The sequence below is a fragment of the Chryseobacterium tongliaonense genome (assembly GCF_041224435.1).
GTDB lineage: Bacteria > Bacteroidota > Bacteroidia > Flavobacteriales > Weeksellaceae > Chryseobacterium > Chryseobacterium tongliaoense.
This window is the reverse complement of record NZ_JBGFFD010000006.1, coordinates 168,579-185,446: the sequence shown is the minus strand read 5'-3', so window position 1 is coordinate 185,446 and position 16,868 is coordinate 168,579. Positions and strand designations below refer to the sequence as shown.

Here is a 16,868-nt window from a genome sequence, read left to right as displayed (position 1 = left end):
CAAAAGATTTGCTGTGTTTTCTGAAATTTAGTTTTATGAATATCCAGGAAGTTCTGTTCAGGCAGAAAGAGTTTTTCAAAACACAGAAAACAAAGAACCTTAAGTTCCGGAAAATGTATCTTGAAAAACTGAGAGATCTTATCACTGAAAATCAAAGCTTATTAAATGAAGCCATTCATAAAGATTTCGGTAAATCTGAATTCGATACATTCACCACTGAGATTTCCTTTATTTTAAATGATATCAGGTATTATCTGAATAATTTAAAAGCCCTTGCGAAACCTAAAAAAGTAAGAACCAATCTCGTCAATCAGATCGGAAAGAGTAAGATTTATTCTGAACCTTTAGGCTGCGTACTCGTGATCGGTGCCTGGAATTATCCTTATCAGCTATCTCTTTCGCCAATGATCGCTGCATTAGCCGCAGGAAACTGCTGTATTGTAAAGCCCAGCGAAATTGCAGAAAATACAATGAAAATAATGTCAAAGCTCATCAATGAAAATTTTCCATCGGAATATCTGTATGTTTTCGAAGGTGGAATTGATGAAACAACTGAGCTTTTACAACTGAGGTTTGATAAAATATTTTTCACGGGAAGCACAAAGGTCGGTAAAATTGTTTATCAGGCTGCAGCGCAAAATCTTACCCCTGTCACATTGGAATTGGGCGGAAAATCCCCTGCTATTGTTACAAAAGATGCCAATCTGGATGTAGCTGCCAAACGGATTGTCTGGGGAAAATTCCTGAATGCTGGCCAGACCTGTGTGGCTCCCGATTATGTCTTGATCGAAGAATCGGTTCAGGAACAGTTTTTAGAGACTCTAAGAAAATACATCAAAGACTTTAAATATGAACCCGGTTCCGAAAATTATACACGGATTATCAACCAAAAGAACTTTCAGCGGCTTATCGCACTCATTAACAAGGATAACATTTATTTCGGTGGAAACTATGATCAGGAACAATTATATATTGAGCCGACAATTCTAACCCAGATCGACTGGGAAAACGATGTCATGAAGGAAGAAATTTTCGGTCCTATCCTGCCTGTGATTTCATACGTCAGTTTTAATCATATTTTAAACACTTTGCTGGAACTTGAAAAACCGCTTTCCGCTTATCTGTTTACCAATAATTCTGAGGAAAAGGAAGCTTTCACCCAAAAACTTTCCTTCGGTGGCGGTTGTATCAATGATGTTGTGATGCATTTGGGAAATGAAAACCTCCCTTTTGGTGGCATTGGAAATTCAGGGATCGGAAATTATCACGGGAAATTCGGTTTTGAAACCTTTTCACATCAGAAACCTGTTTTAGAAAAAGCAACATGGGGAGAACCGAATATTAAATATCCGCCTTATTCTGAAAAAAAACTACATTGGATTAAAAGATTTCTATAAAAAATAAACCGGGAATTTCCCGGTTTTAATTTATGATTTTGGAGTCCAGCTGTTGAAAAATTCTTTTACTTTTTCTTTACTGTAACCTTTACCTTCTTCGAGCACATCACTTTGCTGAACGTGAATCATTTTACCATTCTTATCCAACAGGATAAAAACAGGATACCCAAACTTATCTCCCGGATTTCCATATTGGGCAAAAATTTTCTCATTTTTATTATCCGGAGAATAATTCAAATGATAATACAAATAATTCTTGTCAACAATATCTTTTAATTCAGGAGTTGTCTGTACAAACTGGTTGAATCTCAGACACCAGATACACCAGTTTCCGCCGGCCTGAATAAGAATGTTTTTATTTTCCTTCTTAGCCTTAGCTATTAAATCATTGATATCTTTCTGCGCGTCTGCTTTAGGATCATAAGGTTTCGGTAGTTTAGTCTTTTCCTCAGCAGCTTTCTTTTTCGCTTCCAATTCTGCAGCATCGGTTTTTACAAGCAACGCTTTATCTCCGGAGTTTTTATCTTCAGGAGCTCTTTTCACTTCTTGCGAAAAAACAACCGTTCCTAATGCCAGGAAAGCTAAAATTGATAATTTTTTCATACTATAAAATTAAAAAAATATTAGTTATTGTCTACAAAAATGAAACCATATTTTTTTTATCACTAAATTTGCCTGTTTTATGAATTTTCTGATCAAAATACTATACCTGATTTCTAAGCTTCCGCTCAAAATATTATATATTTTCTCGGATATTATTTTCTTTTTGAATTATTATATCGTCGGCTACAGAAAGAATGTAATTACGCAAAACTTACGCAACTCATTCCCTGAAAAATCTGATAAGGAAATCAGGGCAATTACCAAAAAATTCTATCTTAATTTCTCGGATTATCTTGTGGAAACCGTAAAATCTTTCAGCATTTCCGAAACGGAATCAAGAGTAAGGATGCAGCACATTAATCAGGAACTGTTTCACGAAGCTAAAAAAGAAGGCAAAAATATCATTTTACTGGCAGGCCATGTTTTTAATTGGGAATGGATCAATGCTTTGGCAAAAATTATCCCTCAGGATCACTGTCATCCGGTCTATAGAAAAGTAAACAGTGAGTTCTGGGAAAACCAGATGAAAAAAGTGCGGAATAAATTCGGGAATGAAGCATTGGAAGCTAATGAAGTAATCCTTAATATTTTCAGAAATAAAAACAACGGAGATTCTGTTTATATGTTTGTTGCAGATCAGACGCCTCATGTCTCACACGTAAATTATGGGTTGGAATTTCTTAATCAGAGGACTCCTGTTTTTATTGGTTATGATAAACTGGCGACCCGCATGGATCTGATTTTTATTTATTGTGAAATGAAAAAAGTAAAGCGCGGGTTTTACCAGGTCAATTATCACAGAATCTATCCGGATGGTGAAAAATTTGTGGAAAATGAAGTCGTAAAAAAATTCCATAAGTTACTGGAAAATACTTTGCACAAACACCCCGACAATTATCTTTGGTCACACAGAAAATGGAAATATCAGGATTCCATAAAATCATATGATTCAGAAAAAAACAGATGATTCCATGTCAAAAAAATTAGCAGTTGTCATATTAAACTGGAATGGTAAAAGCTGGCTTGAAAAGTTCCTTCCCAATGTAATCCGTTTTTCTCAGAATGCGGATATTTACGTTATTGACAACCTTTCTACTGATGATTCTGTAGCATACCTGAATGCTCACTTTCCATCTGTGAAAACAGTAAGAAATAATAAAAACTACGGTTTTGCAGGAGGATATAATGAAGGCTTAAAGCATATTGAGGCAGAATACTATTGTCTTTTAAATTCTGATGTTGAAGTAACGGAAAACTGGATAGAACCGGTTTTGGATTTATTTGAAAAAGATCCGGAAATTTTAGCAATCCAACCCAAAATATTATCTTACCATAATCCAAATTTCTTTGAATTTGCAGGAGCCGGTGGCGGTTTGATTGACAATCTGGGATACCCGTATTGCAGGGGCCGTGTGTTTGATGACCTTGAAGAAGATCATGGGCAGTATGATGATGAGACAGAAATTTTCTGGGCTTCGGGATGTTGCTTTTTTATCCGTTCAAAAGATTTTTGTGAACAAAACGGTTTTGATGAAAGATTTTTTGCCCATCAGGAAGAAATAGATCTGTGCTGGCGACTGATCAATACAGGAAAAAAGATTTATTATACCGGAAAATCCAGGGTATATCATGTAGGCGGCGGAACTTTAAATAAGCAAAGTCCTCAAAAAACGTATTTAAACATCCGGAATAATCTTTCGATGATGCTGAAGAACCTTCCTTTTCCACAACTGATCTGGCTTATCTTTTTCAGGCTTTGCTTAGACGGTGTAGCAGGAATTTATTTCGGAGTAAAAAACGGGTTTCCACATCTCTGGGCAGTGGTAAGAGCACATTTTGGTTTTTATGGCCAGCTTCCGGGAACTTTGAAGCTTCGTCAGAAACATCAGAAGAATCGGTTTTACCAATCGAAATGGCTTATTTTCAGGCATTTTTTAGGTGGCAGGAATTAGGACAAGGATTTAGGATTTAGGGATTAGGGATTAGGGATTAGGATAGTATTTCTGAAATTAAATAAAGTTTCTTACATTAAACTTCTTAATTCCAAACTCATCACTCATAATTCAAAACTTATAACTCATAATTTAACTCATAACTTATTAAAAAAATGGATTTCTGTGCAATAGATTTTGAAACGGCAACCAACGCAAGAAGCTCAGCTTGTGAGGTTGGAGTCTGTGTTGTGCAGAATTCTGTGATTGTGGAAACGAAAACCTGGCTGATCAAACCGCCCAGTTTTCCTTTTTTCAGTCAGTATAATATCGATGTTCATGGTATTTTACCTGAAGATGTAAAGGATGCTCCTACTTTCGATGAAATCTGGTATGAGATAGAAGACATGATGTACGGAACTTTAATGATTGCCCATAACGCCAGTTTTGATGCCGGGGTTTTAAAGGGCTGCCTGGATCATTATGGAATGTTTACTCCAAAAATTGATTACCTGTGCAGCATTCAACTGGCTAAAAAATCATGGAATTACCTTCCTAAATACGGATTGAAACATCTGGCTGAATATCATCAGATCAAATTCAACCATCACAGAGCCGGTGATGATGCAGAAGTATGTGCCAAAATTTCTCTACTGGCTTTTGAAAAACTATTCCTCAGCAGCAATGAAGAAATTTCGGATGTAATGAAACTAAAGATTAAAAAACTTTAAAGTTTAATCCCACGTCATGAATACATTGTACATTTTACTTTGTACAATAATTTAATTGCTTAAAACTTCAGACAACAGGTTGAATTTCGGGATATCAATCTCAAAATTTTCCTGGGTATCCATGTTTTTTACAAGGTATTTTCCGCTCATATTCCCTACTCCGGAACGAAGCATTACATTGGAAAAATAAGCAAAATTTTCGCTTTTCTGAATTTCGGGAGTTAGACCGATTACTCCGTCGCCTATAATCTCTGTGTATCCGAATCCGACGTCAAAAATCAGCCATTTTCTTTTCAACACTTTTATGGGAAAATCACCGTCATTTTCAATCGTGATGTTGTATTTAAAAACGTAACGATTTTCTGATGGGTAACTGTTTTTACTATCATATTCAGGAATCACTGAAACTCTGATATTGGAAGTTATTTTTGAGAACATCATCTTAGTATTTCTTAAATATATACAAAAATCTCGCCTTTTTAGAGGCGAGATTGTACATTTATATTATAATTTTATTAAAAACTTATAATCCAAGACCTTTTCTTTCATCACCTCCCATTAATATTTCAACAGGATTATCGATACCTTCTTTTACCGCAACAAGGAATCCTACAGATTCTTTACCGTCGATAATTCTGTGGTCGTAAGACATTGCTACGTACATCATTGGTCTGATTACCACCTGTCCGTCCACGGCAACCGGTCTCTGGATGATATTGTGCATTCCTAAGATCGCAGATTGTGGCGGGTTGATGATCGGTGTAGACATCATAGATCCGAATGTACCTCCGTTTGTAATTGTGAAAGTACCGCCGGTCATTTCGTCAACTGTGATTTTACCGTCTCTTACTTTTGTGGCAAGATCTTTAATATTAGCTTCAATTCCGCTAAAAGACATGTTTTCAGCATTTCTCAATACCGGAACCATTAATCCTTTAGGGCCTGAAACTGCAATTGAAATATCGCAGAAATCATAGTTAATTTTGAAATCTCCATCGATTGATGCATTTACATCAGGATACATTTGTAATGCTCTTGTAACTGCTTTTGTAAAGAAAGACATGAAACCAAGTCCAACTCCGTGCTTTTGAGCAAATTCTTCTTTATATTGCTTTCTTAATCTGAAGATTTCAGACATATCAACTTCGTTGAAAGTCGTCAACATTGCTGTTTCGTTCTTTACAGAAACTAATCTCTGAGCAATTTTTCTTCTTAAAACTGAAAGTTTAGTCGTAGTGGTAGATCTTGCACCTGTTGCGGTGAACGGGCTTCCTCCCAATGCAGGAACTGCAGCCAATTCTGCATCTGTTTTAGTAATTCTGCCATCTCTTCCTGATCCTGAAACCTGCCCTGATTCAATTCCTTTTTCATCAAGGATTTTCTTAGCTGCAGGAGACGGAGCTCCGGTTGCATAGGTTTGAGTAGCTGCAGCCGGTTGTGCCGCAGGTTTTGGAGCTTCCTGTTTTGCCGGTTCGGCAGCTTTGGGAGCCTCTTCTTGTTTAGGAGCTTCAGCAGCAGGAGCAGCCGCACCTTCCGGTCTGGCAGCATCCATATCAATTAAACAAACTACCTGGCCTACTTGTACCACATCACCTTCTTCTGCTTTTAAAGTGATAACACCACTTTGTTCTGCAGGCAATTCAAGAGTTGCTTTGTCTGAGTCTACCTCAGCGATAGGTTGATCTTTTTCTACATAATCACCATCTTTTACAAGCCAAGTTGCAATTTCAACTTCTGTAATTGATTCGCCCGGTGAAGGAACTTTCATTTCTAAAATTGACATATTGAGTATTTTTTATTTTTTAATTGAATATTATTTATAATTAAGCTGTTACAGGTCTTTTTGCAGGAGCATCATCTCTGTCAAAAACTCTGTTGATTACCGCATTCTGGTTTTTCTCAAACATTTTATGACTTCCCGGAGCCGGAGCACCGCTTGGTACAGGAGCAATCACCTGGATTCCCGTATCTCTGAAGTTTCTTAAGATGAAAGACCAAGCTCCCATGTTTTCAGGCTCTTCCTGAGCCCACACCAGTTGTTTTCTGTTTTCGTATTTGCTGAAGATCGCTTCTATAGCATCTGCCTGAAGCGGATATAGCTGCTCGAATCTTACCAATGCAATATTTTCACAGTTTAATTCTTCTTTTTTCGCTAATAACTCGAAGTATAATTTACCTGAACAAAGAACTAATTTTTCTACTTTTTTAGGATCTGCAGTAGGATCGTCCAAGATCGGCTGGAAACCTCCGTTTGAGAAATCTTCCAGTGGAGAAACTACTTTCGGATGTCTTAATAAAGATTTCGGACTCATGACAACCAACGGTTTTCTGAACGTCCATTTCAACTGTCTTCTTAGTAAGTGGAAATAGTTGGCAGGCGAAGTGATATTGGCTACTACCATATTTTCATTGGCACAAAGTGTTAAGAATCTTTCCAGTCTTGCTGAAGAGTGCTCTGCTCCCTGTCCTTCCGAACCGTGAGGCAACAGCATTACCAATCCGTCCTGGATTTTCCATTTTTCTTCTGCCGCAGCCAGGTATTGGTCAACAATGATCTGAGCTCCGTTTACAAAGTCACCGAACTGAGCTTCCCAGATGGTTAATGTATTGGGAGAAGCCATTGCGTATCCGTAATCAAATCCTAAAACCCCGTATTCTGAAAGGTGAGAGTTGAACACATCAAATCTGCTTTCTGAAACGTGTCTTAACGGGATATATTCTTCTTCCGTATCTTCTGTTTTTACCACAGCATGTCTGTGAGAGAATGTACCTCTTTCCACATCCTCTCCGGAAATTCTGATGTTGTGCCCTTCAGTAAGCAATGTAGCATAAGCCAGCCATTCTCCTAAAGCCCAGTCTAATGAATTTCCTTCGATTGCCTTGATACGGTTTTCGAAAAGCCTTGTAATTTTATTGATGAATTTTTTATCAGCCGGAAGTGTTGACATTTTAATTGCCAGCTCTTTCAGTTTTGCTGCATCATATTTTGTATCTACCGGTAGCTGAACTGCTCCTCTCTTTCCGATGGGATAATTCGTCCAGTCTTCCGCCATAAACAGATCCATTACGTTTTTCTCGATTTCTTTGGAAGCATCAAAGTCTTTATCTAAAAGAGCTTTGAAATCTGTTTCCATTTTTTTAAGGATATCGTTAGAAACTACGCTGTCGTTGATTAATTTATCTTTATAAATCTCTCTTGGATTCGGGTGTTTTGAGATCAGTTTGTATAGGTTAGGCTGCGTAAATCTTGGTTCATCTCCTTCGTTATGACCATATTTTCTGTATCCTAACAGATCGATATAAACATCTTTTCCGAATTTCGCTCTGAAATCAGCAGCAAAGTGAATAGCGTGTACCACTGCTTCAGCATCGTCTGCATTTACGTGCATTACAGGAGATTCCGTAACTTTTGCAATGTCTGTACAGTATGTTGAAGATCTCGCATCTGCGTAGTTGGTGGTAAATGAAACCTGGTTGTTTACCACGATATGAACAGTTCCTCCTGTTCTGTATCCTTCCAGGGTCATCATCTGTGCCACTTCATAAGCAATACCCTGCCCTGCAATGGCACCGTCACCGTGAATCACGATCGGTAAAATTTTAGAGTAATCTCCTTTATATTTATCATCTACTTTTGCACGGCAGATTCCTTCTACTAAGGCAGCTACTGTTTCAAGGTGAGACGGGTTCGGAGTAAGGTTGATAGCAACCTCTTCTCCGGAAGCAGTCTGTATTTTTTTAGAAGATCCCAGGTGATATTTAACGTCACCGGAAAATACATCTTCTTCGAATTCTTTTCCTTCAAATTCCGAGAAGATCTGTTTGTAAGATTTCCCGAAAATATTTGACAATACATTCAGCCTTCCTCTGTGTGCCATCCCTAAAACCACTTCATTCACTCCCAGTTGGGAAGATCTTGAAATCAGCTGATCCAAAGCAGGAATTAATGTTTCCCCTCCTTCCAGCGAGAATCTTTTTTGTCCCACAAATTTTGTGTGAAGATAGTTTTCAAAAGCTACCGCCTGATTCAACTTCAATAAGATTTCAGTTTTTTCATTAGCGGAAAGGCTCGGATGGTTTTCGTTTACCTGTAACCATTTTTTGATGAAGTCTTTTTCTTCAACATTGTTGATATAGGTATATTCTACCCCGATAGAATCACAGTAGATGTTTTCCAGGTGAGTGATAAGATCCTTCAGCGTTGCAGGCTCTTTCATACCTGTTTCAACGGCACAGTTGAATTTCGTATTTAAATCTTCGTTACTAAGACCGAAGTTTTCGATGTCTAAAGTCGGCGTATAATGTCTTCTTTCTCTTACCGGGTTTGTTTTTGTAAACAGGTGCCCTCTCGTTCTGTAGGCTTCGATAAGGTTTACTACCTTAAATTCTTTCTTGATATGCTCAGGAACCTCACCGTTTGATACCGCCTGAGATATTTGCTGTACTGCCGGGGCAGAATTAGCCGGAGCTTGGATATATTGGATGTTATCATCATCCCCGTAGTTCTCCAAAGCAAAATCGAAGCCTTGAAAGAAGGCTTTCCATGATGGTTCTAAAGAATCCGGGAATTTTAAGTACTGTTGGTATAAATCCTCAATTAACTGAGAATGAGCTGCGTTTAGGAATGAAAATCTGTCCATTATTACAGTTTATCTATTATTAAATTTTGTTTGTAGAATTAATCTTCAAATTTAATAAAAAAAACCGACTTGGGACAGTCTCAAACTATTAAAAAAAAGCCAAAAGAAATAATTTCCAAGAATTTACTTAAAGACGGATAAAGAGAGCTTCACATTCACATTCTGATCTTCCATCGGGCGCTCAATAAAAGTCTGGCGGATATCCCCGAAACGCATTTCATCTTTCTTAGCTTTTTGGATCAGCTGCTGAATTGCTTTCACTCTTCCTTCGTAGCTTCCTTTGTAATACATTACGTAATTCTGGGTAGGATTTACCGATCTGAAATTAAAATTATTATCGGTAACGCCGAACTTTTTAGATAAAGGAATTCCAAGGAAATAAGACACTTCTTTATCCTTATAATTGTCAGCATCCGTAATCATTACCGGAAAACCGAATTCGTCATCTTTTTTGCCAAGATCCATCGTTACATAGTTGTACACTTTATTGTAATTCATCACAATGTTCTTATACAATGCATCTTTCTTGTTGGAGGTGCTTACATTGATTCCCAGCAGTAATTTTTCTTCTTCATTTTCCACCATCAGACTGTCGTATTTAATTGCAGCCATCTGGTTGTCTTTCTCCACTTTATTTCCTAAAACATTCTTCAGGTTTACCATGCTTTTATCTATATTCTCAGCAAACCGGTCTTCCGTCCAGAAGTTTTCCACTCTTCTTAATACTGATAATTTTGGGGTATGCACATACCAGGTGATTTTCGTTTTTTCTGCAGACAAAGCTTTGAATTTTACATCCACCAAAGTCGGATTTTCATTTCTGTCTTCAAAAAGCTGGTATCTTAGGGTAGCATTTGGGTTTTCGTAGCGGATAAACATTTCGCCATTGGTATCTTTTTTGGAATCAACATAGCTTATGGCACTTCCCTGCCCTTCATACGGGGTATAATAATCGATATCTATCGACTGGGAGCTCTTAAAAAAATTATTCCAGCGTGTGAAATTCTGCAAATTATTAAATTGGGAAAAGACTTTATCCACGGGATAATCTATCTCTTTTTCTATTTTAAAATTTTTGCTTTCTTCCACAAAATAATACATGGAAAGTGCATAGGCACCTACCAGTAAGAGAATAATTACGGCTATGATTTTAAAAAAACGCATCGCACAAAAGTAATACAAATAAAAAAAGTGACCAATATGTTGGTCACTTTGATAGGTAATTTATTTATAATATTCGATTTCTCTGACCCACTTATACAAATCTTTTCCGTTTACATTCTTAATAACTTCTTTCCAGTTTTTTTGTTTGTCAAAGATATATTTGAAAGTGATTATTGTTGGTTCTACCTTTTGTTCCTGTCGTCCAAATTTGTCCAAATAATACAATTTGCTTATATAATTATCTTTATATTCGAACTTTACATCATGCCAAACTTTTCCCTTATAATAAATTGTTCTTTGCTGTAATTTTTGATCTTTAGTATATGTATAAATAGTATAATTTTTTTTTCCATCATCATCAATACTTTCTTCTTTGATTATTTTACCATTTTCATATATAACATAAGAGGAGATTTTCCCATCTTTAAAGTCAGTTTGCCGTGTCACATTTCCAGAGTTATCATACTCATATTTAAGATGTCTGCTTAAATATATTTTTTTATTTTGATAATCATCCTTATAATTAAAATATTTCTCTTCAATTACTCTATACAGATTATCATATACTTTTATCATACTTAATTTCTTATGATAAATAGAGTCTTTACCTTCACTATAGCCATTACCTATTTTTTTCCAAATATTGTTTGTAATTGCAAAAATACTGTCTGTCTTTGTAATTGTATCAAATTCTGTAACGAATAAAGGTTTAAAACTTTCAGAATTATTCACATATTTTTTCATGTGTTCATCTTTCCATTTAGAATAATATTCGCGAAACTTTACTATTCCACTATTCTTATCATAAAAAAAACGATAAGTACTTTCTGAATAATCATTTTTAGATTTTTTTGTAATCAATCTATTCAAATTATCATATGTATAAACATAGTCATCAACAATTTTTCCGGATTTGTAGTACCAGGTTTCTTTTATAATATTTCGATTTTTATTATAATATGTTTCATTGTTTATATATCGACAAAAGTCTGTTTCAAACCAAGAACCGGCCATACTTTTTCTTAAATTTTCAGGTTTCATAATTGTGGCATGCCCGTACTCATCATCACCTTCCATAAAAGTAAATGGACCAGAATTATTCAGAAAAACTACATATTCTTTCACTAATTTAGACTTACCAAAAATTGAATCTTTAATAGCCTGAGAATTAAAATGAACAGATATAAAAACTGAAAAAAATAATATTTGTTTCATCATTTAGACAAGCCTCCTTATAGAGACTTTATTTTATTGTTTTGTAAACAGACTTCAGGAACTAGTGCCGGCAAAGGAGTGTTACACAAAAAGAACTTGCCATTATCGTAGATATATAAATTTCTCAAATCACAAAAAATAGAAAGAAGTATTGATACCTCTTTCTATTTTTTTATCTCATGAAAATTGTTGATGTTCTTAAAATCTCAATGAGCTATTTTTTTAAGAATAAGGATATAGAATAAAACTATATCTTCATTTTACCCGATATGAGTTCCCGGAGGCAGCACGGCACCTTTCTTCACCACTACAATACCATCCTGTACGGAATGGGTTCCGAAATCACCATCCGGCAGGTGTTTTCCGCCAATGATTCTTACATTGTCCCCGATGTAGCAGTTTTTATCGAGAATCGCTTTTTCTATATAACAGTATTTCCCGATTCCCATATTAGGACGACCGTTTCTGTCATTCAGCACAATTTCGGTAGTATTCTGGTAGAAATCCGCACCCATCACATAGGAGTTGACGATGGTGCTTCCTTTGTCTATTCTTGTTCTGTTTCCAATCACAGAGTTTTCAATTTTATCTGCCATAATGATGCAGCCATCTCCAAAAACGGCTTTACTTACATAAGAGCCATTGATTTTTGATGGGGGAAGCATTCTTGCTCTCGTATAAATGGGTGATGAAGAGAATAAATTAAACTGCGGGAAATCCTGGCACAAATCTAAATTGGCTTCGTAAAAAGACTCGATGGTCCCAATATCTGTCCAGTAGCCTTCATACTGATAGCTTAAAGTGGTGTACTTCCCTATCGAATTCGGGATAATATCTTTTCCGAAATCATCTCCTGCTCCCTCGTCAAACATCTTTTTAAGGATGCTTCTGGTGAAAATATAAATTCCCATTGAGGCCAGATATTCTTTTCCGGCATGTTTATTTTCTTCAGAAACTTCAGATTTAAGGTCTCTGAGAAGATCATAGCCCGGCTTTTCAACAAATGATGTGATATTTCCTTCATCATCCGAACTTAAAATCCCAAAACCTGTAGCATCTTTGGCATTCACCGGAATGGTCGCAATGGTAACATCACCACCTTTTTCGATATGGAAATCCAGCATTTCCCTGAAATCCATCTGGTAAAGCTGGTCACCGGAAAGAATTAAAATATAATCGTAATCATACTTTTCAAGATGCTTCATCGATTGGCGTACCGCATCTGCCGTTCCCTGGTACCAATTATCATTCTCTACATTCTGCTCGGCAGCAAGAATATCTACAAAACCCTTGCTGAAGATATCAAAGTGATAGGAGTTTTTAATATGTGAATTTAAAGAGGCCGAATTAAACTGTGTTAACACGAGAATTTTATTCAAACCTGAATTGAGGCAGTTTGAAATAGGAATATCTACCAATCTGTATTTTCCGGCTATAGGAACTGCCGGCTTGGATCTTGAATAGGTCAATGGAAAAAGCCTTGTGCCTCTGCCTCCGCCTAAAACAATGGAAATAACATTGCGTTTCATATCTATAATTGCATTTTATTGATTAAGTTTACTTTTCTGTTTTTAATATCTGTCTACATCCTGAAACATTCTTTATTTTCTGCTTTCAGATTCTCATTATAAACTACAACTTCATATAAACCTTATTTCTTTCTACAGGAATCACCATCATTATGAAAAGAGAAAAGCCTGCCTCAGCATTTTACTTATTGTAAAGCGCTATATATTTGGCTGCCGACTTCTCCCATGCAAAATCAAATTTCATATTGGCATAAATAAGGTTTTCCATTCTATCTTTATCCTGATAAAGGCTTATCCCTCTGTTCATCGCATGGACGATATCATCGACGCCGGGATAGGTAAAATTCAATCCTGCGCCTCCCGTTGAAATATCTTCCACCGTATCTCTCAATCCTCCTGTATATCTTACTACAGGAATGGTTCCGTACCTCATCGAGTACATCTGATTCAGCCCGCAAGGTTCTACTCTTGACGGCATTAATAAAAAGTCTGCCGAAGCATATATTTTATGGGAAAGATATTCTTTATATCCTACGTCTAAAGCAAAATTGCTGTAGTAATAGTCATATTCTTTCAGTTTGTTTTCTATATAAGAGTTTCCAGATCCAAGGATCATAATATTTAAAGCACCATAACTCTGTTTTATACTCTTCCACACAACGTCGGGAAGCAAATCTGCCCCTTTTTCCGTTGCAAACCTTCCGATGAAAGCAAACAAAGGAAGATCCGGTTTTAAACCATATTCTTTACAAAGCTTATCTTTATTTTTCTTTTTCTGCTCTACCGCATTTTTAATCGTAAAATTAAAATCCAGCATAGGATCTGCTTCCGGATTCCAGACTTCGGCATCAATCCCGTTGATAATTCCGTATGCTTTACTGAATTCTTCACGTACCAGGCTTTCAAGGCCTTTAAAACTGATAAAAAGCTCTTCCAGGTATCCTTCTGAAACCGTTGTAAAAGCATTGGAACATTTGATCATGCTTGCCAGCGGGTTAATTAATCCGTTCCAATCCAGCAATCCCCATTTATAGGCATCAAAAGACGGCATATAATTGGCCATATTCCAGCTCATCATTCCCTGATATTCTCCGTTATGGATTGTTCCGATCGTTTTTACACCTTTCAGAAATTTGAATTCATAACAGTGCTCTATCATAAAAGGAACCAACCCGGTATGATAATCGTGGCAGTGTAAAATATCCGGACGGATCTCCATCGCGCTCAGCCAATGTAAAGCACCATGCTGAAAAGCCAGAAACTGAAAACTTTCATCATCATAGCCATAAGGATTATCCCTGTCTAAAAGTCCGGGAACCCTTACCATATACAACTCAAAACCTAAAGCATCGGTTTTCTCTTTCAGAACCTGAACCTGGAGCATATTCGGTCCCTGATGAATAAAGCCATCAAAAACAATGTCAAACTCATGATCATAAACAAAAGATTTATTGTACCAGGGCATCACTACCTTGGCATCTATACCTTTTATTTTATTCTGATACTTAGGCAATGCTCCTACCACATCTGCCAGACCTCCTACTTTCGCCACCGGATAACATTCCGTACTGAGATGATAAATAATCATTTTTATCTTTTATGTAGTTTAATTCTTTGTAATTTATACTTTTTATCCTTTTCTTTTTTCTGTTTTAAAATAATTCCTGCAAGAGGCGGGAGTTTTAAACTGATTGATTTCGGGTGGTTCATCCACTGTTCGTCTTTTTCTTCAAATATCTCGGGGTTTACTCCACTTCCGCTATATCTTTCCTCATCTGAATTAAAAATAACCTCCCAATGGGTTCCTGCATTCACTCCAACCTTATAATCCAAAACCTGCGGAGTTAAATTCAATATAACCATTAAAACATCGTCTCTTTTTTTCCCTTTTCTCAGATAGATATACACCGAATTTTCAAGGTCATCGGCTTCCACCCACTCAAAACCGTGCTTATCAAACTGGTTTTCATAAAAGGCAGTTTCGTTTCTGTAAATATGGTTTAAATCTTTTACAAGAGCCTGCAGCCCTTTATGAACCGGATATTCCAATAAATGCCAGTCTAAACTTCGGGTAAAATTCCACTCACTTGTCTGCCCGAATTCATCTCCCATAAACAGCAGCTTAGCTCCCGGGTGCGTAAACATATAAACATACAAGGCGCGAAGGTTGGCAAATTTCTGCCATTCATCACCGGTCATTTTATAGATCAGGCTGGCTTTTCCGTGTACCACCTCATCGTGTGACAAAGGCATCATATAATTTTCATTATACATATACACCGAAGCAAAAGTCAGTTTATGGTGATGGTATTTTCTGTTAACGGGTTCTTCTTTAAAATAATCCAGGGTATCATGCATCCAGCCCATCATCCATTTCATTCCAAAGCCTACTCCGCCGTCATGTACGGGTTTCGTCAGCATCGGAAAATCTGAGCTTTCTTCTGCTATGGTGATGATATTATTTCCAAATTCTTTATAAACTGCGGTATTGAATTCCTGCAAAAAAGCTTTGGCTTCAAGATTTACATTGCCCCCGTAAATATTCGGTTCCCACTCTCCTTCATTTCTTGAATAATCGAGATGAAGCATTGAAGTTACAGCATCTACACGTAATCCGTCCGCATGATAACGCTCAAACCAGAACATGGCATTCGAGATTAAAAACGATTTCACTTCATTTCTTCCGTAATTGAAAATATATGACTTCCAATCGGGATGAAACCCTTTTCTCGGATCTTCATGCTCATACAGATGCGAACCGTCAAAACGATGTAAACCATTGGCATCTCCCGGAAAATGAGACGGAACCCAGTCTAAAATAACACCGATCTCATTTTTATGCAGCTCATTAATCAGATACATCAAATCCTGCGGAGATCCGAAACGGGAAGTTGCCGCATAAAATCCTGTGATCTGGTATCCCCAGCTCGGATCATAAGGATATTCCATTACCGGCATGAATTCCACATGCGTAAAACCCATTTCCCGGATGTAGGGCACCAGCTTTCCGGCTATATCCCTGTAATTCAGAAACCGGTCCGGATGATCTCCTTCTCTTACCCAGGATGCAAGATGCAATTCGTAAACGGAAATCGGAGCATCAAGACTGTTTTTCTTCCAGCGGTTCTCCAGCCATTCTTTATCTGTCCATTCATACCACGTGGTAGAAACCAGTGAGGCAGCCTGTTTATTTTGCTCCCAGCTTAAAGCATAGGGATCACTTTTTTCTAAAATCTCACCTCTTGCCGTTTCAATTGCATATTTATACAAGGTTCCCCAGGTTAGTCCGGCAATAAAGCCTTCCCAAATACCTGATCCGTCCCAGCGCGGATATAGAATATGGTCTTTATGATTCCAGTTGTTGAAATTCCCTATCACTGAAACTTTTTCTGCATTTGGGGCCCAGACAGAAAAATAAACACCATGAATCCCGTCTTTTTCCACAGAATGTGCTCCAAACTTGTCATACAGCTTATAATGCTTACCTTCCCGAAAAAGATATACATCATGTTCCGTAAAAAGTGTATAAGTTTTAACCGAATTCATCAAGACTTGATTCTATTTTTTATATATCCATTGAAACTACGAAAAATATTAACAACAGCCATTAATTATTGTTGAAATAATTGTGATGTTAATCTCTTTCATTCCCTTGTTG

General features: G+C 36.9%; 13 protein-coding genes. 4 read left to right on the top strand and 9 right to left on the bottom strand.

Going from position 1 to position 16,868, the window contains the following annotated elements; translation table 11 throughout:
- Nucleotides 1–35 precede the first annotated feature (35 nt).
- Complete coding sequence (locus AB8P06_RS14110; protein WP_369842697.1) at nucleotides 36–1,397, top strand: aldehyde dehydrogenase; 1,362 nt, start codon at nucleotides 36–38, stop codon at nucleotides 1,395–1,397.
- 30 nt (nucleotides 1,398–1,427) lie between these two features.
- On the opposite strand, the gene AB8P06_RS14105 is transcribed toward AB8P06_RS14110, so the two are convergent.
- Nucleotides 1,428–2,000: a thioredoxin family protein gene (locus AB8P06_RS14105; RefSeq protein ID WP_369842696.1), complete on the bottom strand. Its 573-nt coding sequence runs from the start codon at nucleotides 1,998–2,000 to the stop codon at nucleotides 1,428–1,430.
- A 79-nt stretch (nucleotides 2,001–2,079) separates the two neighbouring features.
- Between AB8P06_RS14105 and AB8P06_RS14100 the strand changes: the two genes are divergently transcribed.
- From AB8P06_RS14100 to AB8P06_RS14090, 3 genes are all read left to right on the top strand, one after another.
- The gene (locus tag AB8P06_RS14100) at nucleotides 2,080–2,967 is read left to right on the top strand and encodes a lysophospholipid acyltransferase family protein (protein WP_369842694.1); all 888 of its coding nucleotides are present in this window, start codon (nucleotides 2,080–2,082) and stop codon (nucleotides 2,965–2,967) included.
- Nucleotides 2,968–2,971: 4 nt separating this feature from the next.
- Entirely contained in the window at nucleotides 2,972–3,952 is a 981-nt protein-coding gene (locus AB8P06_RS14095; protein WP_369842693.1) for a glycosyltransferase family 2 protein, read from the top strand.
- Between the two features lie 155 nt (nucleotides 3,953–4,107).
- On the top strand, nucleotides 4,108–4,662 hold the full coding sequence (locus AB8P06_RS14090; protein ID WP_369842692.1) for a 3'-5' exonuclease: 555 nt from the start codon (nucleotides 4,108–4,110) through the stop codon (nucleotides 4,660–4,662).
- A 51-nt stretch (nucleotides 4,663–4,713) separates the two neighbouring features.
- Here AB8P06_RS14090 and apaG read toward each other — a convergent pair whose 3' ends face one another.
- The 8 genes from apaG to glgB all read right to left on the bottom strand — a co-directional run bounded on the left by apaG (nucleotide 4,714) and on the right by glgB (nucleotide 16,756).
- Entirely contained in the window at nucleotides 4,714–5,103 is a 390-nt protein-coding gene (apaG, locus tag AB8P06_RS14085; protein WP_369842691.1) for a Co2+/Mg2+ efflux facilitator ApaG/CorD, read from the bottom strand.
- 82 nt (nucleotides 5,104–5,185) lie between these two features.
- Entirely contained in the window at nucleotides 5,186–6,445 is a 1,260-nt protein-coding gene (odhB, locus tag AB8P06_RS14080) for a 2-oxoglutarate dehydrogenase complex dihydrolipoyllysine-residue succinyltransferase (protein ID WP_369842689.1), read from the bottom strand.
- 40 nt (nucleotides 6,446–6,485) lie between these two features.
- Entirely contained in the window at nucleotides 6,486–9,302 is a 2,817-nt protein-coding gene (locus AB8P06_RS14075) for a 2-oxoglutarate dehydrogenase E1 component (protein ID WP_369842687.1), read from the bottom strand.
- A gap of 123 nt (nucleotides 9,303–9,425) precedes the next feature.
- Nucleotides 9,426–10,466, bottom strand: coding sequence for an SRPBCC family protein (locus AB8P06_RS14070; RefSeq protein WP_369842686.1), 1,041 nt, complete (start codon nucleotides 10,464–10,466; stop codon nucleotides 9,426–9,428).
- A 60-nt stretch (nucleotides 10,467–10,526) separates the two neighbouring features.
- The gene (locus AB8P06_RS14065) at nucleotides 10,527–11,684 is read right to left on the bottom strand and encodes a hypothetical protein (protein ID WP_369842684.1); all 1,158 of its coding nucleotides are present in this window, start codon (nucleotides 11,682–11,684) and stop codon (nucleotides 10,527–10,529) included.
- A gap of 257 nt (nucleotides 11,685–11,941) precedes the next feature.
- Nucleotides 11,942–13,210 (bottom strand): glucose-1-phosphate adenylyltransferase, encoded by a 1,269-nt coding sequence (locus tag AB8P06_RS14060; protein ID WP_369842682.1) that lies wholly within the window; start codon nucleotides 13,208–13,210, stop codon nucleotides 11,942–11,944.
- Between the two features lie 181 nt (nucleotides 13,211–13,391).
- On the bottom strand, nucleotides 13,392–14,798 hold the full coding sequence (locus tag AB8P06_RS14055; RefSeq protein WP_369842681.1) for a glycogen synthase: 1,407 nt from the start codon (nucleotides 14,796–14,798) through the stop codon (nucleotides 13,392–13,394).
- 2 nt (nucleotides 14,799–14,800) lie between these two features.
- Complete coding sequence (gene glgB, locus AB8P06_RS14050) at nucleotides 14,801–16,756, bottom strand: 1,4-alpha-glucan branching protein GlgB (RefSeq protein ID WP_369842679.1); 1,956 nt, start codon at nucleotides 16,754–16,756, stop codon at nucleotides 14,801–14,803.
- Nucleotides 16,757–16,868: the final 112 nt, after the last annotated feature.